Here is a 25,496-nt window from a genome sequence, read left to right on the forward strand (position 1 = left end):
TCAATTTTAAAATCTTTAATGATAAAAACGAATCTTCAAGTGCCCACACAGTTTGTCTGATTGATTGTTAAAGAACATTTGCATAAGCAAGGTTGCGAATTATAAGTAAAGTTTCCATTTATCGTCAAGAAAAAATTTATTTATTTTTTCTCCCTTGCGGTGCGGAGGCGTATTATAGGGGTCAAGATAAATGGATCAAGCAATTTTTTGCATTTTCTTATCAATAGGTTAGAAAAAATACAATTCGCTTATTTTAGCTGCAAAAACGCCTCAGAAAATGACCGTACTTTTTGCCAGTCCGTATATTCGATCTCTTTCGTTGGATCCGTTTCGCCTCCCGTAATTCGCATAATGAACTGAATCATAATACGATCAAAGAAATTGTAGCGTGGATAAAATAACGCACCGGCAAATACGGCTGACATTGTCGGTTTCCAGGTAATACGCTGTAAAAATTTACGCACATAAACGTTCGTCTCTGGTGTCGACTTTTCGGGTTTTCGTGCAGTCAAATTGACCCCAAAGAAAGCCGTAGTTTTTTGGTTCAAAAGTGCGGTGTGTTTTTCCAACGTTTTATAAAGCGCTTTATTAAAATGCCCATAACGGATCGAGGCCCCGATAATAATGCGATCATAATTAGCCAACTCATACATATCAGTAATTGACTTCACATCAACATTTTCGTGAATAATTCCTGCAATGTAGTTGGCTATTTTTTTAGTTTGTCCATCACGAGTTGAATATAAGATAAGTGTTTTCATTAGGATTTCCAAAATGCCGGTGTAAATAAGACTAATAGTGAGAAAATTTCCAAGCGTCCACAAACCATAGTTAAAGTGAGGATCCATTTAGCGCTATCGGGAATACTGACGAAATTGCTACTCACCGAACCAAGACCCGGTCCGAGGTTATTTAAACAGGCAATAACCGCGTTAAACGCATCGAACGTTTCAACACCACAACTGATAACCCCTAGTAAGCACACCACAAAAACCAGTAAATAGGCAGAAAAGAACGCCCAAATGCTTTGTATCACTCGTTCATCAAGGACTCGTTTGCCCAGTTTGACGGGGTACACCAACGTCGGGTGAATTAAGCGTTTAAGTTCACGTTTTCCCTGTAGCGAAAGAACTAAAATGCGTATGACCTTTAAACCGCCGCCTGTAGAACCCGCACATCCACCAATAAAAGAAGCAAATAAAAGTAGAATAGGCAAAAATAATGGCCATTGGTCAAAGCTAGATGTGGTGTAACCTGCTGTCGTTGAAATCGATACGGATTGGAAAGCAGCTTGTTCAAGATTCTTGAAAGTCCCATCAAAATGATGATTGGTTAATAACATAAAAAAGCAGATCGTCACCAAAGCGATCTGAATAAACATAAAGAAACGAAATTCCGGATCGCGAAAATAACTAACAAAAATATTCCGTTTACCAAGATTAGAAAACGCATTGAAGTGCAGCGCATAGTTACAAGCAGAAATCAGTAAAAAAGCAACGGTAATAAGGTTGACGGCCGGACTATTAAAATACGCCATACTGCTATCATGTGTCGAAAAACCACCGATAGAAACGGTAGAGAAGCTGTGGGTAATCGCATCAAAAGGTGACATGCCCGCGAGCCAGTAGGCAAAGGCACAAAGTAGAGTTAAAGAAGCATAAATAAGCCACAAAGTTTTAGCGGTTTCGGCAATACGTGGACGCATTTTGTTTTCTTTAAGCGGCCCCGAAATTTCCGCCCGATAAAGAGACATACCACCGATTCCTAATAAAGGAATGATCGCCACCGCTAATACAATGATCCCCATCCCACCAAGCCATTGTAATAACTGGCGATAGAACAAAATCGCTTTCGGCAGATTATCTAACCCAACAATATTTGTTGCGCCGGTGGTTGTTAAACCGGAGAAAGCTTCAAAAAAGGCAGAAGATACGGTTAAATCCGGATTATCAGAGAGAATAAAAGGAATGGCACCGAGGCTTCCCATAACAACCCAAAAAGCCACAACAATTAAAAAACCTTCTCGCGAACGCAATTCCTCCTTATGTTCATGACAAGCCCACCAAAGGATCGCACCGCCAATCGCACTCATCACAAAGGATTGAATAAAGGCTTTACCGCCGCCATCACCGTATAATAACGCGACAAATGCAGGCAATAACATGGTGCAGGAAAAGCACATCACTAAAATCCCGACAATGCGTAAAATGGATAAAAAATGCACTAAAAATCTCTCTTATTCTATTTTTACTAAACCTAACTGCCCCGCGAATCGTTCCGTTAACGCTTGCTGAAAAAATGCGAATTTATCCGGGCGAATCGCCAAACGTAACGTAACCTGAGCCTGAAAATCTTGTTCCAAAATCAACACCGCATGGTGCTCACATAACGCCTGCAGTCCGCTAATCTGTGGATAATCGCACCGCACTTCATAATGCGTATAGTTCACTTTCGTGTCAGTTTCCAACAATTTTAATGCTTGTTGAACCCCACTACTATAAGCGCGAACCAATCCACCGGTGCCCAACAAAATACCGCCATAATAACGCACCGTCACCGCACTGATTTCACCCAATCCACTCCCTTGCAACGCGGCTAACATCGGTTTTCCGGCAGTACCGCTCGGTTCGCCATCATCAGAAAATCCAAATTGTTGAGAATCATTCGGACTACCGGCAACAGCTGCCCAACACCAATGACGCGCACTTGGATGCAATGCCTTAATTTCCGCCCAGAACGCTTTTGCTTGCTCCAAGCCTTCCGTATGTTGCAAATAAGTAATAAAGCGGCTTTTTTTAATTTCTTCGGAAAAATCTATCGCACTTTTCGGAATTCAGTATTCAATCATACGTTTGATGCGCTTAAGGAATTTTGCTGATTTTGTATCATACTTTCTGTATTATATCCCGTAATTTTTCCTAATAAATAGCAAAGATGGATAATATCAAAATCACTCAAACACTTGATACGATTGGATTACGTTGCCCGGAACCGGTCATGTTGATACGCAAACACATTCGCCATTTACAAGAAGGCGACGTACTGTTGATGCTTGCCGATGATCCGGCAACAACTCGTGATATTCCTAGTTTCTGCCAATTTATGGATCATACGTTGCTACATAGCGAAACGGATCAAATGCCTTATCGCTATTGGGTGAAAAAAGGAAAATAACCCAAAACAAAAGTGCGGTGGGTTTTAAAAATGTTTCTAAAACCCACCGCACTTTCCATCAAAGATTCATCACAATTTTTGTTGTAATTTATACTCAACTAAATCTTCAATTGTCACCACTGCATAGCCAAACTTTTTCGCAAATTCGACGATCTGCGGTGCTCTTGCCATCGTACCATCATCATTCGTGATTTCACAAATCACCCCGGCAGGTTTAAAGCCGGCAAGACGAGCTAATTCAACTGACGCTTCTGTATGCCCGCGACGTTCCAGCAGACCACCATTTGCCGCACGTAATGGAAACACATGGCCCGGACGGTGTAAATCTGCCGGTTTTGCGCCATCGGCAATCGCTGTTTTAATCGTTGTCACACGATCTGCTGCAGAAACACCGGTGGACACGCCTTTCGCCGCTTCAATCGTCACCGTAAACGCCGTCTTATTCACACTGGTGTTATCAGACACCATCGGTGGTAAGGCTAATTGTTGGCACAATTCATCCGTAATACATAAACACACAATGCCGCTACCATAACGAATTAACATCGTCATTTGTTCGGGAGTCATGGTTTCTGCCGGGAAAATCAGATCGCCTTCATTTTCACGATCTTCATCATCAAGAACAAGCACGCCATGGCCTTGTTTAAAGGTATTGATTGCGTTAATAACGCGTTCTTCTGCGGTGCCAAATTGGGATAATAATGACTGATTCATAGTAAATTCCTTCGTTAAAACTTGAGATACCAGAACCAGGGCTGATGAGGGAGTGCTGCCAATACCAATCGCATATAACAACAAGAGCAACCTAATAAATTAAGTCGCTAAAATTCTCTTTCATCCAGACTTTTACTGTCGGCTTTGGAATTACACCAAATCTGCTGACTTTGCCTATAAAGGCAAACGCTCGTGGGCTTTATGTTTAAACATATTTACCACCGGTAGGGAATTTCGCCCTGCCCTGAGAATGCGGGCACAGTATAGCGCAAAGCAAATGAAGAAAAAATGTTTTTATTTAGAGCTGATTTGCATACAATAGCGTAAATCATTCACCAAATTGAGGCATCTATGCTAGATCCCTCAAAATAGTGCATGTTATACAACATATTCCTGTATTAACGCATCTTCATCATTAAACTACTTGCGTAAAAACACGATAAATCTCGACCGCACTTTTGCCCATGCTTTCTTTCATAAGGAGATGAGTATGTCCGCTTTTTATTATTTACAAGAAAAACGTAAACAACTAAACCTCAAGGTCAATGATATTTGCCAACGCGCCAATATCACCCGCGCTTATTTCAATCAGTTAGTGAGCGGAAAAATTAAAAACCCAAGCGCAAACAAACTGAGTGCGATTCATCGTGCACTACAAATTACCGAGCCGAATCATAAAAAAGTCGGTGTTATTTTCGGTAAGTTTTATCCTGTGCATACCGGTCATATTAATATGATTTATGAAGCGTTCAGTAAAGTTGATGAAGTACATGTGATTGTGTGTAGCGACACCGAACGCGATTTGAAACTCTTTTACGACAGCAAAATGAAACGTATGCCAACGGTGCAAGATCGCTTGCGTTGGATGCAACAAATTTTTAAATATCAAAAGAACCAGATTTTCATTCACCATTTAATTGAAGACGGTTTACCAAGCTATCCAAATGGTTGGTCGGCTTGGGCTGAACGCGTGAAGGACTTATTTAAAGAAAAAGGATTTGAACCTAGTATCGTATTCAGTAGCGAAATTCAAGACAAAGCACCTTATGAAAAGTATTTAAATCTAGAAGTTTCTTTGGTCGATCCTGAACGAGAATTTTTTAATATTTCTGCTACAAAAATTCGTAATAAACCGTTCCATTATTGGAAATTTATCCCGAAAGAAGTACGCCCATTCTTCTCTAAAACCATTGCAATTTTGGGCGGCGAAAGCAGCGGGAAAAGCGTATTGGTGAGCAAACTGGCCACCGTATTTAACACCACGTCTGCGTGGGAATATGGTCGTGAATTCGTCTTTGAACAACTGGGCGGTGACGAACAGGCAATGCAATATTCCGACTATCCACAAATGGCCTTGGGGCATCAACGCTACATTGACTATGCTGTGCGTCATGCGCATAAAGTGGCGATTATTGATACGGACTTTATTACAACACAGGCCTTTTGCATTCAGTATGAAGGTAAAGCGCATCCATTTTTGGATTCCATGATTAAAGAATACCCTTTTGACGTGACTATTTTACTTAACAATAATACCCAATGGGTGGACGATGGTTTACGCAGTTTAGGCAGCCAAAAACAACGACAACGTTTTCAACATTTACTCAAAAAATTGTTAGATAAATACAAAGTGCCTTACATTGAAATTGAATCACCGAGTTATTTAGACCGTTACAATCAAGTTAAAGCCATCGTTGAAAAGATACTCAACGAAGAAGAACTCCCCGAACTCAATAGCGAGCATGGGCATTCCATTTTTTAAATTAGAGAGACTATGATTTTATTTGCAGGCGATCCCCATGGCAGTTTTGACCACCTTTATCCGTTCATCAAAGAACATAAGGATGTGGCATTGGTCATTCTTGGCGATTTACAACTCACCACCCCGGAACCGTTGGAAAAACTGGCGCAATATGCGGATCTTTGGTTTATTCACGGTAACCATGACAGTAAAACCGTTGCTGCCTTTGAATCCCTTTGGGGAACAGAATGGCATACGCGCAGCCTACATGGTCGGGTACAAGAAATTCAAGGGAAACGCATCGCAGGACTTGGCGGCGTGTTTCGTGGGCAAATCTGGATGCCACCAAACAAACCGCTTTTCTTTGACCCAATTCATTATTGCCAATATTGTCCACAAGAAAAAATCTGGCGCGGCGGTGTGCCGTTACGTCACCGCACCTCGATTTTCCCTTCAGATATTGAAGTGTTAGAACAACAGCAAGCCGACATTTTGATTTGTCATGAAGCGCCAAAACCGCATCCGTCAGGTTTTGCCGTCATCAATCAACTGGCTGAAAAAATGGGCGTCACACAAATTTATCACGGCCATCACCACGAAAATTTTCAATATACGACACCGGCACAACAAAGTTATCAAATTATCAACGTAGGATTTCGCAGCTTATGTGATATACAAGGCAACTACCTCCATATCGGCGTTGATGACCGAAATTTATAATTTTCTCAAAAATCCCCAAAAATCTGACCGCACTTTGCATAAAAGCTATTTATTTATAGGTCTGATAGGGTTATTTTATGTTACCTACTCGTTTACCTTTTAGGATTTTTTATGTTGTTAAAAAATAAAACCTTGGGCAGTGCCTTAATTATCGCAGGAACCTCTATTGGCGCCGGCATGTTAGCCATGCCATTAACATCTGCCGGCATGGGCTTTGGCTTTACTGCCGCCTTGTTGTTCGGACTTTGGTTACTTCTCGCTTACAGCGGATTGTTGTTTGTAGAAGTGTATCAAACCGCACAACGTAAAGATGACGGTGTCGCCACCTTAGCAGAAAAATACTTCGGCATGCCAGGACGCGTCATTTCTACGGTCTCTTTGTTTGTTCTCCTTTACGCCTTATCGGCTGCCTATATGACCGGCGGTGGTTCATTATTAGCTAACGTATTACCGACAGATTTATTCGGTTCAAATGACAACACGCTGAAAATGTCTATTCTTGCTTTCACCGTGCTTCTTGGTGCCTTTGTCGTCATTGGTACCAGTGGTGTTGATGGCATTACCCGTTTACTCTTTTCCGGCAAAATCATCATCTTCATTCTTGTATTAGCCATGATGTTGCCCCGCATTAGCCTTGAGAACCTCATGGAAAAGCCGTTGGATTATGCATTGATTTTATCCGCCGCCCCGATTTTCTTTACCTCTTTCGGTTTCCACGTGGTCATGGGCAGCATCAATAGCTACTTAGATGGCGATGTAAAACGTTTCAAAAACGCCATTATTATCGGCACATCCATTCCATTAGTTGCCTACTTATTATGGCAGCTCGCGACTCACGGCATTTTAAGCCAACGTGAATTTGTCGCAGTATTAAAAGACAATCCGACGCTCACCGGCTTAATTAACGCCATCAAAGCCCTGACCGGCAGTTTGAGTAACGTATTAAGTGTCTTTTACTCGCTTGCCTTAATCACCTCCTTCTTAGGTGTGGCATTAGGCTTATTTGAAGGGCTCAATGATTTATTCAAACGCGCCAAAATGCCGGCAAACAGAATTAGCTTAACCATCACCACCTTTATTCCGCCGTTGCTATTCGCCCTGTTCTATCCAAATGGCTTCTTGGCAGCATTAGGTTATGCCGGTTTATTGTGTGCTTTCTACTGTCTCATTTTGCCTATCGGATTAGCATGGCGCACAAGAAAACAACATAAAAATTTACCTTATCGCGTTGCCGGTGGAAACTTCGCACTGGTTGTCGCTTTGCTTATTGGGATTTTAATCATCGTTATCCCATTCCTGATTCAAGCCGGTGTTCTCCCGCAAGTTATCGGCTAAAAAAATAAATAAAAAAAGCACCGCACTTTTTTACTAAGTGCGGTGCTTTTTTATGGCGTTTCAAATTATTTTATTGGTCTAAACTTCGCATGACTACGTTGCAAGATCTGCAGTAAATTCTGCTGCTTAGACTCACCACATTGCTGTTTTAACTGTAACAAATTCATGCGCAAATGCTGTAATCGGTGAATATGCTTGGCGATATCTTGAATATGCCGATCGAGTAATTGATTAATTTCTGTTTTTTGTTGTTCCGATGCAGTGTCCAAACTTAAGAGCAATTTGATTTCTTCCAGGGACATATCCAAAGATCGGCAATAACAAATAAATGACAACCGTTGCAAATGTTCGTCAGTGTATAAACGGAAACCACCGGCAGAACGCAACGGGCGTGGCATGATGCCTTTTTGTTCATAAAATCGAATGGCATCTACACTACAGCCAACTGCTTTGGCTAACTTCCCTATTTTCATCTCATCTCCGTAAAAACACCTGAAAAAGATACCGCACTTTTATGCCTCAGAACGAAATTCAGGGTTAATGTAAAAAATTAATTCGGTAATTTCCGGCAACTGCTGCTGAATAACAGCCAATAATGCCTGTTGGCGAAACAAAAAGCTTTGGCGAACCATGGCATTGGCCACCTCAATGCGCAAACTCTGTTGTTCAATATTGGCAATACGATACAACCCGGCGAATTCAGCGGGGAAGAAATCTTTCATTTGCTGATTTAATGCATTCAATCGAACGCCTTTTTGCATCATTTTCGCCAAGGGTGAATCTTGCAATAAGGTGTGAATGTTGATCGGTTTTTGATAACGCATTGCCTTGTTTTCCGCCTCTCTGCCCTAATATTTATGACATTGTAGCGAAATTCCGCTACAATACCGACAATTTTTTGATAGTGAAATCCCTATGATTATTTCCAACAAAAGCAAACACAATTTTTGGTCGCGACTGCTCCTCGGCATGCTGGCGATTTTTGTTTTGCCCACTACGCAGGAACTGAATTATCCGGCCTCTGTTGGTAATGAAAACTATCAAAATACGCAACAGCAAAATGCGCCTCAAATTTTAACGGCGGTGTCTTTATTACAACAAACCCGCCAGCAACAATTTCAACCGCAACATACCTTACCGGCAGTTGAAATTCTCTCCCAAAACGAACCGCACTTTACGCGTTCGCCTTTTATGCCTAACGCGCCAATTCGCGCCGGGCCTGCATTCATTTAACCTCGACTATCTAATTTACGCCATCGTTTAATATCATTAAACTATTTCATTTATCTGTTTTTAAAAGAAAAAATTATGCTTAGAACTATTGCAACCAAAATTTTTGGCAGTCGTAATGATCGTGTTTTACGTCGCCTCAATAAAATCGTCGTCAAAATTAATAAACTTGAGCCGGAATACGAAGCGTTAAGCGATGAACAACTCAAAGCCAAAACGGCGGAATTCCGTGACCGTTTAGCACAAGGCGCGACCTTGGAAAGTTTAATGCCGGAAGCATTTGCTACTGTGCGTGAAGCCAGTAAACGTGTGCTTGGTATGCGTCATTTCGACGTGCAACTTATCGGCGGTATGGTGCTTAACAGTCGCTGTATCGCGGAAATGCGTACCGGTGAAGGGAAAACCTTAACCGCGACATTGCCTTGCTATTTAAACGCATTACCGGCCAAAGCGGTACATGTGGTTACCGTGAATGACTATCTTGCCCGCCGCGATGCGGAAACCAACCGTCCATTATTCGAATTTTTAGGTCTGACTGTCGGCGTAAACGTGCCGGGCATGTCACCGGAAGAAAAACGCGCAGCATACGCAGCGGACATTACTTATGCCACCAATAGCGAGCTAGGCTTTGACTATTTACGTGACAACTTGGCGCATTCACCGCAAGAACGTTTCCAAAAAGATCTTTACTATGCATTGGTGGATGAGGTGGACTCCATCTTAATCGATGAAGCACGTACGCCGTTAATTATTTCCGGTCAGGCAGAAGACAGCTCCGAACTGTATATTGCTATCGACAAATTGATTCCTGTCTTAATTAAACAAGACAAAGAAGATACCGAAGAATATCAAGGTACCGGCGATTACACGTTGGATTTAAAAACCAAACAAGCTTATTTGACCGAACGTGGACAAGAAAAATGCGAACAATGGTTAATTGAACATGGGTTCATGAAAGACACCGAATCCCTTTATTCACCGTCTAAAATTTCTTTGTTACACCACGTTATGGCGGCACTTCGCGCTCATACCTTATTTGAACGTGATGTGGATTACATTGTAAAAGATGGCGAGATTGTTATCGTAGATGAACACACCGGTCGTACGATGGCAGGTCGTCGTTGGTCGGACGGCTTACACCAAGCCATCGAAGCCAAAGAAGGGGTTCGCATTCAAAGCGAAAACCAAACTGTCGCCTCTATCACTTACCAAAACTATTTCCGTTTATACGAGAAATTAGCGGGGATGACCGGTACGGCAGATACAGAAGCCTTTGAATTCCAAAAAATCTACGGCTTAGAAACCGTCGTCATTCCGACCAACCGTCCGATGATCCGTGATGATCGCACTGATGTGATGTTTGAAACGGAAGAATACAAATTTGATGCCATTATTGAGGACATCAAAGATTGTGTGGCACGTAACCAACCTGTTTTGGTCGGTACAATCTCCATTGAAAAATCCGAACTGCTTTCCAATGCGCTGAATAAAGCCGGCATTAAACACAATGTGTTGAACGCCAAATTCCATGCACAAGAAGCGGAAATCGTCGCCAATGCAGGTTATCCGGGAGCCGTTACTATCGCCACCAACATGGCGGGACGTGGTACCGATATCGTGTTGGGAGGTAACTGGAAAGCGGAAGTGGATAAACTGGAAAATCCAACAGCAGAACAAATTGAGGCGATCAAAGCCGCATGGCAAGAACGCCATAACATTGTAAAACAAGCCGGTGGCTTGCATATTATCGGTACAGAACGCCACGAATCCCGCCGTATCGACAACCAGTTGCGCGGTCGTTCCGGCCGTCAAGGCGACCCGGGTTCTTCTCGCTTCTATTTGTCCTTAGACGATGCGTTAATGCGTATTTACCTTAACGAAGGCAAACTTAACATGATGCGTAAAGCCTTCAGCAACGCAGGCGAAGCCATGGAATCTAAGCTGTTGGCAAAAGTCATTGCCTCTGCGCAAGCCAAAGTGGAAGCACACAACTTCGATGGGCGTAAAAACCTACTTGAATTTGATGATGTGGCAAATGACCAACGCCATGCGATTTATGAACAACGTAATGAATTGTTAGAAAATGACGATATTTCCGATACTATCGATGCGATTCGTCAGGACGTCTTCAACAGCGTTATCGATCAATACATTCCGCCACAATCACTGGAAGAACAATGGGATGTGCCGGCATTGGAACAACGTTTAAAACAAGATTTCGCGCTGGATTTACCTATTACCAAATGGCTGGATGAAGACAATCATCTGCATGAAGAAACCTTGCGTGAGCGTATTATTCAAGCGGCTACGGATGAATATAAACGCAAAGAAGAATTGGCCGGTGAACAAACTATGCGCAATTTTGAAAAAGGCGTGATGTTACAAACCCTAGATGAACTTTGGAAAGAACATTTATCTGCGATGGATCACCTACGCCGTGGTATTCATTTACGCGGTTATGCACAAAAAGATCCAAAACAAGAGTACAAAAAAGAGTCTTTCCAAATGTTTACCGAAATGTTGGATGCCTTGAAATTAAGCGTGGTCACCACCTTAAGTCGCGTCCAAGTTCGCACACAAGAGGAAATGGAAGAAGCAGAACGTTTACGTCAAGAATTGGCTCAGCGCGAGGCGGCAGCAATGCAGTATCACAATGAAGAATCACAGGATGAACAAGGCGCTCAAAATGAGGTGGAAGAACACCATAAAATCGGGCGTAATGAACCTTGTCCATGTGGTTCCGGTAAAAAATACAAACATTGCCACGGCAGTCGTGCCAGACATTAATTGGAAATAAATAAAAGTGCGGTTAGAAAAACAATTAAATTTTTAACCGCACTTTTTTTCATGAAGATTCAGTGAAGGATAGAAAAATGAGGAAACCGCTTGTACAGGTTGCAGCAGGGATTATTCGTAACGAATTCGGGCAAATTTATTTAACCCAACGCCTGGAAGGTCAAGATTTTGCTCAATCGCTGGAATTTCCTGGTGGCAAAGTCGATAAAGGTGAAACACCGGAACAGGCATTAAAACGGGAACTAGAAGAAGAAATCGGTATTGTGGTACTCAATGCACAGCTGTTTGAGCGTTTTGAATTTGAATACCCAACTAAAGTGATTTCTTTCTTTTTTTATCTGGTAGAAGAATGGGTTGGCGAGCCCTTTGGGCGTGAGGGACAAGAAGGTTTCTGGTTGGCACAAAACGAACTGGATGCCGGTCAATTCCCTCCGGCAAATGCCAAACTCATTCAACGTTTATTAGCCGAATCTTAACTCTCGCCCATAAAAAAGACCCAACAATTGTTGGGTCTTTGAGAAAAACAAAAAGCTTAATTATTTGCCCATTGCCGCTTTAACTTGTTTTAATTGTTCAGTTGCTTGGGAGCAAGCTTGCTCTTGTGCAGCTTCTGGCAAAGCAGATAATTGTTGTTTGCTTGCGTCATATTGTTGTTTCAACATCGCTTGTTGTGCTGCAGGTGCTGCACTCACAAAAGAATCGATTTCAGCAAAATATGCTTCGCAGCTTTTAGATAAGCCTGCAGATGCGGACATTGCAAAACCGGATAATAATACTGCAACTAATAGTTTTTTCATTTTTTTCTCCATAATGGTTTGAAAATATCGCCTCAAGTCAGGCGACGGTCTATTATACGAATTTTAGCGATAAAAGAGAAAAAATAATAACCATTAGGCATTATGAGGTACCACAAAACTCAATAGACAACGCTTCCAGTTGCTGCCAAACATCATCATTAAATTCTTGCTTTGCGTTACGCTCAACTTCCGCCAGCTGTTGACAGAAAAGATAAAGTTTACGGTAAGTTAAACGTTGGACGGCTTGCGTAAACAACGCCCGGCGGTTCTGCCATATTTTTAAACGATCAAAGTGTTCACGCAGCTGAGAGGTAGGTAATAACGAATCAAGCGATGGTCGTTGCTCAGTTTTGCCAAGTTCCAATAATGTCATTAAATCCCGCTGCAACGTGCGTAATAAAACAATCGGCTGAACATCTTCCTCTTTTAAACCATTTAAAATCCGGCAAGCGCGAGTCGCTTTCCCCGACAGCATGGCATCCACCCATTGAAACGGGGTAAATACCGAAGACTGCTCCACCACGCTATTAACACGAGCAAACGTCAATTTACGATCAGGATACAATAAATCCAGTAATTGCAGCGTTTGTTTGAGTGCCAACAGATTATTTTCATAACTATAACAAAGCAACTGCACCGCTTCCTGCTCAATACTTAACCCCAACGATTTTGCCCGATTAACCACCCAGCGAGGCAGTTGTTCCGCATTTGGTGTTTGGCAATTAATGACGACAGCTTGCGGTTCATATTGGTTAGCCGCTACAAACCATGCTTGTTTTTCCATAGCTTTGGTCAACTTAGCAAAACGAAACACCGGCAACACATCAGGCGTCAGTAAAGAGATAAACTCTGATAGTTTGTTTTGTAAAAGTGCGGTCAAATTTTCAGGTAAATCTAATACGATAGTCTGCTTATTGAAAAATAAGCCCATAGATTGCACCCGCTCGAACAAGTCATTCCAGTCGGTGGAGGCGTTAATTTCTAGCCCTATTTTTTCATCAAATAGCGCTTTCATTGCCGCTTGTTGAATGGCATCCAGACTTTCTTCAATTAATAGAGGATCTTCCCCCACTAAAAAGTAGAGCGCAGCTAATTTGCGCTCTAACGAAGGAATAAGTTGCTCAGGAAATAAACGGTTCATTATTTCGGTTGGATTTGATGTTGCAAGGCAACCATTTTGTTTATTAACTGACGTGCTGCTTGCTCGCGCATGTCTTGCCAAATCACCTCTTTTTCCGATGATTTCGCTAAGGCGGCACGTGAATAATCAAAGAACGTACGATTCACTTTAGTCGAAATTGGGAAAGCCTCTTTATTTGGCAATTTCACACTGGCTTCCACATCTAAAACTAATAGTTTTTCTGCTTCACGACCTTGTTTAAAAATAGAAACCACATGCTCAGATGTCGTTGTCTTATTCAAACGTAAAACCGGTACACCCGCCTTAGCTTCCACCAAATTAACATTATTCAACTGTAATTGACGACGCATAGATACCGCCATGTCACTATAAGGATCGCTACTTTCCAAGTGTAAGGTTTGCAATTCTTGCGGAATCAATTCACCGTTTTGGAAGTGAAATCCGCAAGCGGATAAAGCAAAAACACTGGCGGTAAGAAGTAAGGATTTGAGCTGTTTAAACATAAAAATCACCTTAAAAATCGACCGCACTTTGCGTTAAGTGCGGTCATTTTTTTGATTAGATTACTGCGGTTTCACCACAACATTAAGCAACTTGCCGGCAACATAAATCACCTTAACGATTTGCGTTCCGTCGGTAAAGCGTTTGACGTTTTCATCGGCAAAGGCGATCGCTTTCAGACTTTCTTCGTCTGCATCTGCAGCGACAGTGACTTTACCACGCACTTTTCCGTTCACCTGAACCACAATCAATTTTTCATCTTCAATCATCGCATCAGGCTCCGCTTCCACCCAAGGCGCAAAGTCAATAATGTCTTGATTACCCAGTTCTTTCCATAAACGGAAACAAATGTGCGGCGTAATTGGATAAAGCATACGTACGACAGCGCTCAAGGCCTCAGCCATCACAGCACGATCTTGTTCGTCATCCAACGGCGCGCGGGTCAACTTGTTCATTAATTCCATGATTGCCGCAATCGCCGTATTGAACGTTTGACGACGGCCGATGTCATCGCTTACTTTCGCAATGGTTTTGTGGACATCACGACGTAACGCTTTTTGAGCGCTAGAAAGTGCGGTCGGATTGACGGCTGTTTTTGTTGGATTTTTGCTGTATTCAAACACCAAATTCCATACACGCGCTAAGAAACGTTTCGCGCCTTCCACACCAGATTCTTGCCACTCCAAGGTCATTTCCGCAGGCGAGGCAAACATCATGAACAAGCGCACAGTATCCGCACCGTATTTTTCCACCATTTCTTGCGGGTCAATACCGTTATTTTTGGATTTCGACATTTTCGTCATACCGGCGTGCACCAGCTCATGACCTTCGTCATCCACCGCTTTCACGATACGACCTTTGTCGTCACGCTCTAAAGTCACTTTGGTTGGTGAAACCCAAATACGCTCGTTGGTCGGGCTGGTGTAATAGAACGCATCCGCTAACACCATGCCTTGGCATAACAATTTATTTGCCGGTTCATCACTGGTCACCAAGCCTGCATCACGCAATAATTTATGGAAGAAGCGGAAATACAATAAATGCATGGTCGCATGCTCAATACCGCCGATATATTGATCCACAGGCAACCAGTAGTTCGCTTCTTCGCTATTTAACATGCCTTGTTGATATTCCGGGCAAGTGTAACGGGCGTAATACCAAGAGGATTCCATAAAGGTGTCGAAGGTGTCGGTTTCTTTTAACGCCGGCTTGCCTTGATAGGTCGTTTTCGCCCATTCAGGATCCGCTTTAATCGGGCTGTTCACGCCATTCATCACCACGTCTTCCGGCAGGATGATGGGTAAATCTTCCATTGGTACCGGCACTACATCGCCATTTTCCAAGGTTAACATTGGAATCGGCGCGCCCCAATAACGTTGACGGGAGACGCCCCAGTCGCGTAAACGGTAATTCACTTGGCGTTTGCCCACGCCTAATTTTTCTAATTTGTCGGCAATGCCATTAAATGCCGCATCAAATGGCAAGCCATTAAACTCACCGGAATGAATCAGTTTGCCGTGTTCGGTAAAGGCTTGTTTAGTTAAATCAATTTCTTCACCGTTCATCGGTTCGATCACTTGTTTTAGCGCCAAACCGTATTTTTGCGCAAACTCATAGTCGCGCTGGTCGTGTGCCGGCACAGCCATTACCGCGCCGGTACCGTAATGCATTAATACAAAGTTCGCCACCCAGACAGGCACTTGTTCACCGGTTAACGGATGCACCGCATACAAACCGGTAGCCATACCTTTTTTCTCCATGGTGGCAATGTCCGCTTCCGCAACTTTCGTGTTTTTCGCTTCTTGAATGAACTCTGCTAATTCAGGATTATTTTGCGCCGCAAGCGTTGCCAATGGATGAGCTGCCGCTACCGCCACATAACTCACGCCGTAGAAGGTGTCCGGACGCGTGGTGTAAACCGCTAATTTTTCGTTGGTATCTTTAATATCAAAGGTGATTTCCACGCCTTCAGAACGACCGATCCAGTTGCGTTGCATGGTTTTGACTTGATCCGGCCATTGTGGCAAATCGTCTAAGCAGTTCAATAATTGCTCGGCATAGTCGGTAATTTTAATAAACCATTGCGGAATTTCTTTTTGTTCCACCGGCGTATCACAGCGCCAGCAGCAACCTTCATGTACCTGCTCGTTTGCCAAGACGGTTTTATCGTTCGGGCACCAGTTCACCGTAGAGGTTTTCTTATACACCAAGCCTTTTTTGTATAACTCGGTGAAGAACCATTGCTCCCACTTATAATATTCCGGACGGCAGGTGGTTACTTCGCGATCCCAGTCATAACTAAAGCCTAACAGTTGCAACTGGTTTTTCATGTATTCAATATTTTCGTAAGTCCATTTTGCTGGGGCGGTATTATTTTTTACCGCCGCACCTTCTGCAGGCAAACCAAACGCATCCCACCCCATTGGTTGCAATACGTTTTTGCCAATCATGCGTTGATAACGGGAAACCACATCACCGATGGTGTAATTACGCACATGCCCCATGTGCAAACGGCCGGATGGATACGGCAACATGGAAAGACAGTAATATTTTTCTTTGTTGTTATCTTGTACCGCTTTGAAAGTTTTATTGTCCTGCCAGAATTTTTGCACTTCCGGTTCAAGCAAATCAGGACGATATTGTTCTTGCATAAAAAATCACCTTAAAAATAGACCGCACTTTAGCGGGTTTTAACTTAGAAAATACGCCATAGAATAGCGTAAAATGGGGAAAAATAACAGGAAGTGCGGTGGGAATTTCGGATATTTTTTACGGCTTAACTTGATGGCAAGCCTCATATAATGGCAATAAATCGCGAATGCTTGCCACGATAAATTGCGTCACATCTAATTTATCCAATTCCGCTTTTTCTACATTTCGCCCAATGCACCAAAAATCCTCGTCGGAACACAAAGTTAAATCCTTTTGGCTCAACTGGCTGACTTTACGGAAATCATCGTATTCGCTTTCATCACCACGCCAAATATCCAATTCGGCAAAGCGAGCAAAATCCACATGTTCGAGCCATTGATTATATTGCTGCACGTTAATTTGTGACCGATCAGCGCGATAACAATGCCAATCTAAACTCACCGATAAACGACGACGATTGAGCAACACCGACAAAATCGCGGCGGAATTGAGGTTATATTCATATTTAAAATAGGCAAAGAAATGGCCTCGTACTTGCCAACCGTTCGTCCAACTTTCAATATGCGGCTTGGCAAAGGGCGTACCGAGTTCGGCAGCCACCTGCAAAATCGTTGCTTTCCACCGTTCCCAATGGGCTTTGTAATCCGCCTTAATACGCGGAATATCTTCGGGACAAAACTTTTTCATTTGGGCAAATTGGAAGAAGGGAATGTTGAAGAGATCGCATGCATCAGCATTAATGAAATTCATAATTTTTCCTAAAAATCACTGTAATTTTTAACCGCACTTTGGGTGAAATAGCGCTTATCTTCCCAGCGCAACATGGTGAGGCGATTATTCCAAACACAGCCGGTATCGAGGGCATAAATATTCGGTGGCGTGATTTCATCCACTAAGCTCGCCCAGTGGCCAAAAACAATATTTTCGGTTTGATACAGCGGATTGTCTAAAGCAAACCACGGCGCAAGGTTTTCCGGTGCATCCTTGATGGGCAGTTTACATGCAAAATCGAGGCGATGATCCCGATAGCAAAAACGCATGCGAGTAAAGGTATTAATAATGTAACGCATACGATCCAGTCCTTTTAAATTTGGCGACCAACGATCAGGCTGTTCCGAATACATATTTTCAATGAGATAGCGATAATCACCATGGCACAGCACATTCTCCACTTCATTAGCACAGGCTTTGGCGGTTGCCAAATCCCAATCAGGCGAAATACCGGCGTGCGTCATGACGAAATTCAGTTGTTCGTGGTGAATCAACAAAGGTTGTTGACGTAGCCAATGGATTAATTCAAAAAAATCCGGTGCGGCAAAAATCGGTGCAACACGATCACGAGGTTTGATTTTTTTAATGCCAAGTGCGGTGGAAATTAAATGTAAATCATGATTACCTAAGACGGTGTAAGCGGCACTCCCCAAGGATTTAACAAAACGCAGACATTCCAGCGATTTATCACCCCGTGCCACCAAATCACCGGTTAAATAAAGTGTATCTTGTGTTGGATCAAATTTCACTCGATCCAATAACATCTGCAATTCGTCATAACAACCTTGTAGGTCGCCCACTAAATATGTCGCCATTTTTGACCGCTCTTTTTATTCTTCCGAATCCACCACATCCTCTTTGCTCACATCTGCCGGCGGATTATCCGCCAACCAGTTCGCTAAACGGGCATAATCAGCAATGCTGAGATTTTCTGCTCGTGCATTTAAATCGATGTTAAGTGCGATCAGATTTTCCGGTAAAAATAAGCCCGACAAGGCATTACGCAACGTTTTACGACGTTGATTAAATGCTTGCGAACAGACGCGATTAAGCCAATATAAATCTTTCACCGGGTGCGGCAATGTGGCATGCGGGATTAAGCGAACCACCGCAGAATCTACCTTCGGCGCAGGTTTGAAGGCACTTGGCGGCACTTCCAACACCGGCATGACTTGGCAGAAATATTGCGCCATGATAGTCAATCTTCCGTAAGCCTTGCTGTTTGGTGCGGCACATAGGCGTTTCACCACTTCTTTTTGCAACATGAAATGCATGTCTTGAATAATGTGATGATATTTAAACAAATGGAACATTAACGGCGTAGAAATGTTATACGGCAAGTTACCAAACACGCGCAGTTTTTGACCTTTCTCTGCCAAATGCTCTTGTTCATAAAGGGAGGAAAAATCAAACTGCATGGCATCGGTTTCGATGACATTGAGTTTTTGATGTAAAAACGGGTGATGGCGTAAGCGTTCCGCCAAATCACGGTCAAGCTCCAATACAGTCAAGCGATCTACCTGCTCCGCAACCGGCTCTGTCAATGCGCCCAACCCGGGACCGATTTCCACTAAAAATTGATTGGCTTGCGGATAAATTGCCGCCACGATATTTTGAATCACATTGTTGTCGTGCAAGAAATTTTGCCCGAACCGTTTACGCGCCGTGTGGCCTAAATGCTTTTTTGAATTCATTGAATAAGATCTTATAAAAATAACGAAAAGTGCGGTGTATTATAAAGCAAAATCCCGACCATTGGGTCGGGATTTCCGTTAATTTATGTATTTAATATTCGCTCGTTTACGCAATGCTTGTACCCAGTCGCGGGCTGAATCTTGCAATTGCTGATTGACGATTTGATCGTAAGCTTTTTGACGATAAGCATCTTCTGTGCGGTCAGCCTGACGGGTATTGGTCACTTCCAAGATATGCCAGCCGAATTCGGTTTTAAACGGCGCACTAATCACGCCTGGTTTTGTTGTACGTACTGCTTTATTAAACGGCCCCACGTACATTTCCGGGAAAGCATACCCTAAGCTACCGCCGTTAGCACCGGATAAATAATCTTTGGAATATTTTAGCGCAGCATCGGCAAACATTGTTTTACCGGCAAGAATATCCGCACGGATTTGTTCAAGCTGTGCTTTGGCCTGTGCATCGTTTAATAACGGGTTGAGTTTTAACAAAATATGACGCACTTCGTATTGAGTATCCGTCAGTTTCGCCACGTTGCCTTTTGCCTTAGCATCCGCCAACATTTTTTTCGCTAATGCTTCAACCTGTTCACGAGAGACATCAACGCTTTGGCTAATTGCGCGATTACGTACTTCCGACATCATCAGTTGTTGCGCAATTTGTTGACGATATGCCGCATAACTAATGCCTTGATAATCAAGAGCATCGAGTAACTGACCGAAAGTTAAACCGTTTTGCGCTGCGATGCCTTCAATAATTTGATCCACTTGCGCATTATTAACGGAGACACCGGATTCTTTTACTGCCTGCGCAACCAAAATATCGTCAATCACTTTATCTAAAGCAGCTTGGCGATTACTTTTCTTCGTTAAAGCACTTTTTACTTGGCTTTCCAACACAGGAACGCCGTTTACTGTCGCAACCACTTTTTCCTCAGCTTGCGCATTTGCAATAAATGCCAAAAAACCAAGTGCGACAAACAAAACAGACTTCAAATTCATCTTCGTTAATATTCCGTTATAGGGTTGAAATTGTTGGTTAGATTATCAATTTTAATAAAGGTTCACAAATTTATTTCGTTAATAACGCCACTTCGTAACATTGGTCAAACTTCATGGTTCGTACCTGAATATTTTCACTGCGACTGGTCGGCACATTTTTTCCCACATAATCGGCTCGAATTGGCAATTCACGATGCCCTCTATCCACAAAAATCACCAATTCCACTTTTGCTGCACGCCCAAAATCCACTAACGCATCCAACGCAGCACGAATCGTACGACCGGTAAACAGCACATCGTCCACTAAAATCACTTCTTTATGCTGGATGTTAATAAAATCGGAAGCACCGCTATAAATCGGCACCCGCTCTTCTTGGGCTGGCGCAAGATCATCGCGATAAAAGGTAATATCCAAATCAAAAGATGGGAGTTCAACTTGCGTTAATTCTTTAATTTTATGTTTAATTAACGCCGCAATTTCCGCGCCACGTCGTTTAATACCGACAATCACTAAATTATCTAACGTATGATGTTTTTCAATGATCTCATGCGAAATACGGGAAATCGTTCTAAAAAACTGATTTTCATCAATAATGATTTTTTCCATAAAGTTAAAGCCATCCATTAAAACAATAAAAATGATATTTAACATAGCATAAATTCCATCGCTTTGCTCATATCAACTCCCCATTTTCTGACCTTAACATTAAGACAAATAAAAGAAAAAGTGCGGTCAGTTTTGGGATTATTTTAAAAAGTAAAAAAATATCGGAAAAATACTTGCTTTTATTTGCGTTCTCTTGCTATTAATTAAGCGCTTACACAACATATTTTCAATCTTATTTAGAAGGACAAACTTATGAAAAACGTTGGTTTTATCGGTTGGCGCGGAATGGTCGGTTCCGTTTTAATGGATCGCATGCAGCAAGAAAATGATTTTGCAAATATCAATCCGGTTTTCTTTACAACTTCCCAAGCAGGACAGCCTGCACCGACTTTCGGTGGCAAAAACGCAGGCACCTTAAAAAATGCATTCGATATTGAAGAACTGAAAAAACTCGACATTATCGTCACCTGCCAAGGCGGCGATTACACCAACGAAGTTTATCCAAAATTAAAATCTACCGGTTGGAATGGCTACTGGGTCGATGCAGCATCTGCACTTCGCATGGAAAAAGAGGCGATTATCGTGTTAGATCCGGTAAACCAGCACGTCATCAGCGAAGGCTTGAAAAATGGTGTAAAAACCTATGTGGGCGGTAACTGTACCGTAAGTTTAATGTTAATGGCATTAGGCGGTTTATTCGAGAAAGATTTAGTGGAATGGATCTCCGTTGCGACTTACCAAGCCGCCAGTGGTGCCGGTGCGAAAAACATGCGTGAATTACTCGTGCAAATGGGCGAATTAAACGGTGAAGTGAAAGGCTTATTAGCCGATCCGAATTCCTCTATTTTAGATATTGAACGCGCTGTTACCGCGAAAATGCGCGACAACAATTTCCCTATTGATAATTTTGGTGCACCTCTTGCAGGCAGCTTGATCCCTTGGATCGACAAATTATTAGAAAGCGGTCAAACCAAAGAAGAATGGAAAGGCTATGCGGAAACCAATAAGATTTTAGGCTTAAGCGACAATCCAATTCCGGTTGACGGTTTATGTGTGCGTATCGGCGCATTACGCTGCCATAGCCAAGCGTTCACCATCAAATTAAAACGCGACATTCCACTGGCAGAAATCGAGCAAATTTTGGCATCACACAACGAGTGGGTGAAGGTCATTCCGAACGATAAAGAAAGCACCTTGAGTGAACTCACGCCAACCAAAGTCACCGGCACATTAAGCGTTCCGGTAGGACGTTTACGCAAGCTCAACTTAGGGCCTGAATATTTGGCGGCATTCACTGTCGGCGACCAATTATTATGGGGCGCAGCAGAACCAATTCGCCGTATTTTAGTGCAATTAGTAAAATAATCTCTATTTTCTAAAAACAAAGGGCTGTTCAATACAGCCCTTCTTTTTTATCCCGTAAATGAAAATGCACATGGGATTTCACTTTTTCTAATGTAGCATCGCCAATGCCGGACAAACTTGCTAAAGACTAATATATTATAAAAAAATAACTTACAGTTATAAAGCTAAAAAAATATAGTCATATTATTTATGTGGAAAATGACCAATGATAGTTGTAAAATTGACCACATATTGAGCAACTCACGGGAGAGAAAAATGAATAACAATTTGAAAAATAGACAAAATGCAATCAACCAAAACTGCTGTACTAATGACGCGTCACCAAAGCTTACAGGTAACTTAACTGGCAACATGGCAAAAGTTGCTATTTCGCTGTTTCTATCAGCCGGTTTTGCTAATGCGGCAGACACAGCTACAGGTGCGGGAAATGGTGTTGCTTACGGTACCGGAAGTAATGCACCGAAGGCTGAAAATGTAGCAATAGGTAAAAAAGCAGGCATAAGTTATTCAAATGGAGCAAGCAATGCAACGGGTGATATCGCTGTCGGTAATGATGCGAATATTGACAATTATGCAAGCCAAGGCGGAAGTGTTGCTATTGGTAAAAACGCAAAAATAGAAAATATGGCGGGTGGTCAAGAAGCTTCCTTTGGTTTTGGACAAACAACATATAGTGGTACTACTTTCTCCTCTCCAAGAATTCCAGCAGATCCAACGAAAGTCGTCGGAAGTGTGGTGATTGGGAATAACACCTTTGCTCGCACAGGTAGTACCATGATCGGTTCTCACAATTACCGAGGGGCACTAGGCGATGTCACTGTGGACAGTAATGCATCTAGAGCATCTAATCTACATGTTTATACAACGAATATCGGGGCGAATAGCTTCATCAACGGTGCTTTTGCAACCAGCACCGGGGTATATAACATCATGTCGAGTGATTATACTGGCGGACGCCTTTCAAACGGGCTTAAAAACTTTGGTGCAACTATTAACGGCTCATTAAACAGTATTGAGTCTTCTTCCGCCGAAAGGTATTCCGGTATTGCTAATGCAGTAACAGGATTGGCTAATAGAGTCGCTAATTCAAATGGCGCGTTAGTGTATGGTGCAGGAAATGAAATCACAAACTCCATTCAATCTTTATCAGGCTTACCAAGCGAAGGAGGCAATTCTGCAAACGAACTCTCCCAAGCCTTAAGAAATGCAATAAAAAGTAGTAACAGCGGTGGCTCAACCATGGCATTTGGTGGTGGAAACAAAGCAGATTACACATTTCGTTCTGCACTTTTAGGAACTAATAATACGCTAACGGGTGTTAAGGGCAATGTAAGTACAGAAAATATGCTTAACGGTCATAAAAATACGGCAAACAATGTAAGCAATGTGACCGTCATTGGCTCAGAAAATACGGTCACCGACTCGAAAAAGAACATTATCTTTGGTGACAAACATAAAATCACCGGCGTTTCCCATAATGTCATCTTAGGTTCTTCTGATGATGAACTTGAAACTACAGTTGAAGATGTGGTCATGATTGGTCATAACGCGAAAGCTAATATTAAAAAATCTATTGCGTTAGGTGAAGGTACTAAAACATTGACAGCATCAGAATCAGCATCAACAAAAGGTATTGATGCCTATGCTAATGACACATTTACATTCGGCGGTATCAGTAAAACATTGTCGTTTGCAGGTGGCTCAGCCAGCGGTGTAGTTTCCGTTGGGGATGTTGGCAAAGAGCGCCGTATTCAAAATGTAGCGGCCGGTTTGATTTCGGCAACAAGTACCGATGCAATTAACGGTAGTCAGTTGTACAGCGTATTAGAAACACTAGGCTTTAATGGTGTAAAACCTGTTATTGCAGGTAAGAATATTGAAGTAAAAAAAGAAACTGACCCAACAACAACGATGGATGGATATAAAGTTGCACTTAAAGATAATGTAGATGTTAATTCAATAACCACCAAAACAGTAAAAGCTACGGAAAAAGTTGAAGTAGGAAATACAACGATCAAATCTGATGGTTTAACCATCAATAATGGTCCTAAAGTAACATCTACCGGTGTAGACGCTGGCAACAAACGGATTTCCAATGTAAGCGCAGGAGTAAATCCAACTGATGCAGTGAATAAAAGCCAGCTAGACGCCGTAAACCACAAAGTAGGAAATATAGAAAGCAAGCTTAACAATACACGTAAGGAAATGCGTGGAATTGGTGCAAATGTGGCTGCAGGTATCTCATTACCACAATCCAATATACCAGGTAAGTCAATGGTGGCCGTAGCTGTAGGTGCTTATAAAAATGAATCTGCTCTTGCTGTCGGTTGGTCAAATACGTCTAATACTGGTAAAGTAATCATCAAATTAACCGGTACAGCAAATACTGCCGGCGATATTTCCGGTGGTGCAGGTCTAGGCTACCAATATTAACAAAGTAGGCATAGTAGGTTTTTACCCTGCTATGCCTTTATTTTCTTATTCTTAAAGATTAATTAAAGCGCACATGGGATTTCACTTTTTCTAATGTTGCATCGCCAATGCCCGGTACGTTAGATAAATCATCTAGATTTTTAAACTTACCGTTTTTCTCACGATACTCAATAATCGCTTTGGCTTTCGCCTCACCAATACCGGACAAACTTTCTAACGTCGCCGCATCTGCTGTATTAACATCCACTTTTTTACCTTGTGTCATTTTGGCTTTATTTTCCACCGCACTTTTTTCTTTCGCGGTAGATTTATCTTCCACCTGTGCCGGTTTGTCATTGCGTAATTTGTCTTTTATCGCTTTCTTACCTTCTGCAACTTTTTCTTGAGTAACCTCTTTCGCCTCAGTCAACTTTTCTTTTGTTGCATCTTTAACTTCGCTAAATTTCTCTTTGGTTGCATCCTTGGCCTCGCCGAATTTTTCTTTCGTCGTCTCTTTTACTTTCACTGCACCATTCTTTATTTTAGTGCCAGCTGCTTTACTGTCTTCTTTCACAGTTTGCCATGCAGATTTTGCGCCTTCTTTCACTTCAGATAAAACATTTTCTTCCGCCAATGCAGTGGAGGAAACAGCAATAGCAATCGCTAACGCCAACAAAGATTTTAATGATTTCATGTTTTCTTCCTTTTTTTACTAAATAATAAAAATACGGTGAAAAAACACCGCACTTTTCTATGATAAACGCTTTTGTTAGAGACAAAGATGTACTAAAAGTTCAAACAAATAAAACCTATTAAATCTAAAAAATTAATAGACAAGACTAAA

At 42.2% G+C, this 25,496-nt stretch carries 25 protein-coding genes and 1 riboswitch; of the genes, 9 read left to right on the top strand and 16 right to left on the bottom strand.

Annotation, left to right across the window (positions count from 1 at the left end):
* Positions 1-248 precede the first annotated feature (248 nt).
* Genes hemG through DK415_RS07900 form a run of 3 tightly spaced genes read right to left on the bottom strand, consistent with a single transcriptional unit; the run spans position 249 to position 2,833 of the window.
* Entirely contained in the window at positions 249-761 is a 513-nt protein-coding gene (gene hemG, locus DK415_RS07890) for a menaquinone-dependent protoporphyrinogen IX dehydrogenase (protein ID WP_109433158.1), read from the bottom strand.
* A complete protein-coding gene (locus DK415_RS07895; protein WP_109433159.1) occupies positions 761-2,224 on the bottom strand; it encodes a TrkH family potassium uptake protein in 1,464 nt (487 codons plus the stop codon). Before DK415_RS07895 ends, hemG begins: the two co-directional genes overlap by 1 nt.
* Before the next feature lie 12 nt (positions 2,225-2,236).
* Complete coding sequence (locus DK415_RS07900) at positions 2,237-2,833, bottom strand: YigZ family protein (protein WP_239305714.1); 597 nt, start codon at positions 2,831-2,833, stop codon at positions 2,237-2,239.
* 101 nt (positions 2,834-2,934) lie between these two features.
* Between DK415_RS07900 and tusA the strand changes: the two genes are divergently transcribed.
* A complete protein-coding gene (tusA, locus tag DK415_RS07905; protein ID WP_006719522.1) occupies positions 2,935-3,174 on the top strand; it encodes a sulfurtransferase TusA in 240 nt (79 codons plus the stop codon).
* 69 nt (positions 3,175-3,243) lie between these two features.
* On the opposite strand, the gene ribB is transcribed toward tusA, so the two are convergent.
* A complete protein-coding gene (ribB, locus tag DK415_RS07910; RefSeq protein ID WP_109433160.1) occupies positions 3,244-3,888 on the bottom strand; it encodes a 3,4-dihydroxy-2-butanone-4-phosphate synthase in 645 nt (214 codons plus the stop codon).
* Positions 3,889-3,996: 108 nt separating this feature from the next.
* Positions 3,997-4,144, bottom strand: a riboswitch (FMN riboswitch).
* 234 nt (positions 4,145-4,378) lie between these two features.
* Between ribB and nadR the strand changes: the two genes are divergently transcribed.
* The 3 genes from nadR (at position 4,379) to DK415_RS07925 (ending at position 7,684) form a co-directional block, all read left to right on the top strand.
* Positions 4,379-5,650, top strand: a complete 1,272-nt coding sequence (gene nadR, locus DK415_RS07915; protein WP_109433161.1) for a multifunctional transcriptional regulator/nicotinamide-nucleotide adenylyltransferase/ribosylnicotinamide kinase NadR — start codon at positions 4,379-4,381, stop codon at positions 5,648-5,650.
* 12 nt (positions 5,651-5,662) lie between these two features.
* Positions 5,663-6,349 (top strand): metallophosphoesterase family protein, encoded by a 687-nt coding sequence (locus tag DK415_RS07920; RefSeq protein WP_109433162.1) that lies wholly within the window; start codon positions 5,663-5,665, stop codon positions 6,347-6,349.
* A gap of 111 nt (positions 6,350-6,460) precedes the next feature.
* On the top strand, positions 6,461-7,684 hold the full coding sequence (locus tag DK415_RS07925; protein ID WP_109433163.1) for an aromatic amino acid transporter: 1,224 nt from the start codon (positions 6,461-6,463) through the stop codon (positions 7,682-7,684).
* Positions 7,685-7,749: 65 nt separating this feature from the next.
* On the opposite strand, the gene DK415_RS07930 is transcribed toward DK415_RS07925, so the two are convergent.
* Together DK415_RS07930 and DK415_RS07935 are read right to left on the bottom strand one after the other, a co-directional pair.
* Positions 7,750-8,157: a MerR family transcriptional regulator gene (locus DK415_RS07930; RefSeq protein ID WP_109433164.1), complete on the bottom strand. Its 408-nt coding sequence runs from the start codon at positions 8,155-8,157 to the stop codon at positions 7,750-7,752.
* 39 nt (positions 8,158-8,196) lie between these two features.
* Positions 8,197-8,508 (bottom strand): DciA family protein, encoded by a 312-nt coding sequence (locus tag DK415_RS07935; RefSeq protein WP_109433165.1) that lies wholly within the window; start codon positions 8,506-8,508, stop codon positions 8,197-8,199.
* Between the two features lie 91 nt (positions 8,509-8,599).
* Here DK415_RS07935 and secM point away from each other — a divergent pair, with 91 nt between their 5' ends.
* From secM to mutT, 3 genes are all read left to right on the top strand, one after another.
* Positions 8,600-8,917, top strand: a complete 318-nt coding sequence (secM, locus tag DK415_RS07940; RefSeq protein ID WP_109433166.1) for a secA translation cis-regulator SecM — start codon at positions 8,600-8,602, stop codon at positions 8,915-8,917.
* Positions 8,918-8,992: 75 nt separating this feature from the next.
* Positions 8,993-11,701, top strand: coding sequence for a preprotein translocase subunit SecA (gene secA, locus DK415_RS07945; protein ID WP_109433167.1), 2,709 nt, complete (start codon positions 8,993-8,995; stop codon positions 11,699-11,701).
* An 86-nt stretch (positions 11,702-11,787) separates the two neighbouring features.
* Positions 11,788-12,186, top strand: a complete 399-nt coding sequence (mutT, locus tag DK415_RS07950; protein WP_032998008.1) for an 8-oxo-dGTP diphosphatase MutT — start codon at positions 11,788-11,790, stop codon at positions 12,184-12,186.
* Between the two features lie 60 nt (positions 12,187-12,246).
* On the opposite strand, the gene DK415_RS07955 is transcribed toward mutT, so the two are convergent.
* The 9 genes from DK415_RS07955 to pyrR all read right to left on the bottom strand — a co-directional run bounded on the left by DK415_RS07955 (position 12,247) and on the right by pyrR (position 20,875).
* Complete coding sequence (locus tag DK415_RS07955; RefSeq protein ID WP_032998009.1) at positions 12,247-12,507, bottom strand: DUF5339 domain-containing protein; 261 nt, start codon at positions 12,505-12,507, stop codon at positions 12,247-12,249.
* A gap of 100 nt (positions 12,508-12,607) precedes the next feature.
* Positions 12,608-13,648: a DNA polymerase III subunit delta gene (holA, locus tag DK415_RS07960; RefSeq protein WP_109433168.1), complete on the bottom strand. Its 1,041-nt coding sequence runs from the start codon at positions 13,646-13,648 to the stop codon at positions 12,608-12,610.
* Positions 13,648-14,151, bottom strand: coding sequence for an LPS-assembly lipoprotein LptE (locus DK415_RS07965; protein WP_109433169.1), 504 nt, complete (start codon positions 14,149-14,151; stop codon positions 13,648-13,650). The genes holA and DK415_RS07965 overlap by 1 nt, the downstream gene beginning before the upstream one ends.
* 60 nt (positions 14,152-14,211) lie before the next feature.
* Positions 14,212-16,800 carry a leucine--tRNA ligase gene (leuS, locus tag DK415_RS07970; RefSeq protein WP_109433170.1) on the bottom strand — a complete coding sequence of 863 codons (2,589 nt, stop codon included), beginning with the start codon at positions 16,798-16,800 and terminating at the stop codon, positions 14,212-14,214.
* A gap of 118 nt (positions 16,801-16,918) precedes the next feature.
* Positions 16,919-17,551 carry a glucose-6-phosphate 1-dehydrogenase family protein gene (locus DK415_RS07975; RefSeq protein ID WP_109433171.1) on the bottom strand — a complete coding sequence of 211 codons (633 nt, stop codon included), beginning with the start codon at positions 17,549-17,551 and terminating at the stop codon, positions 16,919-16,921.
* 8 nt (positions 17,552-17,559) lie between these two features.
* Positions 17,560-18,387 (bottom strand): bis(5'-nucleosyl)-tetraphosphatase (symmetrical) ApaH, encoded by an 828-nt coding sequence (gene apaH / locus DK415_RS07980; RefSeq protein ID WP_109433172.1) that lies wholly within the window; start codon positions 18,385-18,387, stop codon positions 17,560-17,562.
* 15 nt (positions 18,388-18,402) lie between these two features.
* On the bottom strand, positions 18,403-19,266 hold the full coding sequence (gene rsmA, locus DK415_RS07985) for a 16S rRNA (adenine(1518)-N(6)/adenine(1519)-N(6))-dimethyltransferase RsmA (protein WP_109433173.1): 864 nt from the start codon (positions 19,264-19,266) through the stop codon (positions 18,403-18,405).
* Between the two features lie 78 nt (positions 19,267-19,344).
* Complete coding sequence (locus DK415_RS07990) at positions 19,345-20,268, bottom strand: peptidylprolyl isomerase (protein WP_109433174.1); 924 nt, start codon at positions 20,266-20,268, stop codon at positions 19,345-19,347.
* Positions 20,269-20,338: 70 nt separating this feature from the next.
* Complete coding sequence (gene pyrR / locus DK415_RS07995; RefSeq protein ID WP_109433227.1) at positions 20,339-20,875, bottom strand: bifunctional pyr operon transcriptional regulator/uracil phosphoribosyltransferase PyrR; 537 nt, start codon at positions 20,873-20,875, stop codon at positions 20,339-20,341.
* Positions 20,876-21,127: 252 nt separating this feature from the next.
* Between pyrR and asd the strand changes: the two genes are divergently transcribed.
* Positions 21,128-22,240 carry an aspartate-semialdehyde dehydrogenase gene (gene asd, locus DK415_RS08000; protein ID WP_109433175.1) on the top strand — a complete coding sequence of 371 codons (1,113 nt, stop codon included), beginning with the start codon at positions 21,128-21,130 and terminating at the stop codon, positions 22,238-22,240.
* A 255-nt stretch (positions 22,241-22,495) separates the two neighbouring features.
* Entirely contained in the window at positions 22,496-24,673 is a 2,178-nt protein-coding gene (locus tag DK415_RS08005) for a YadA family autotransporter adhesin (RefSeq protein WP_109433176.1), read from the top strand.
* A gap of 58 nt (positions 24,674-24,731) precedes the next feature.
* Here the strand turns inward: DK415_RS08005 and DK415_RS08010 are convergent, their stop codons facing one another.
* Positions 24,732-25,346 carry a ComEA family DNA-binding protein gene (locus DK415_RS08010; RefSeq protein ID WP_109433177.1) on the bottom strand — a complete coding sequence of 205 codons (615 nt, stop codon included), beginning with the start codon at positions 25,344-25,346 and terminating at the stop codon, positions 24,732-24,734.
* Positions 25,347-25,496 lie beyond the last annotated feature (150 nt).

This window comes from Aggregatibacter segnis, assembly GCF_003130075.1.
In the GTDB taxonomy this organism is placed as follows: Bacteria; Pseudomonadota; Gammaproteobacteria; order Enterobacterales; family Pasteurellaceae; genus Aggregatibacter; species Aggregatibacter segnis_A.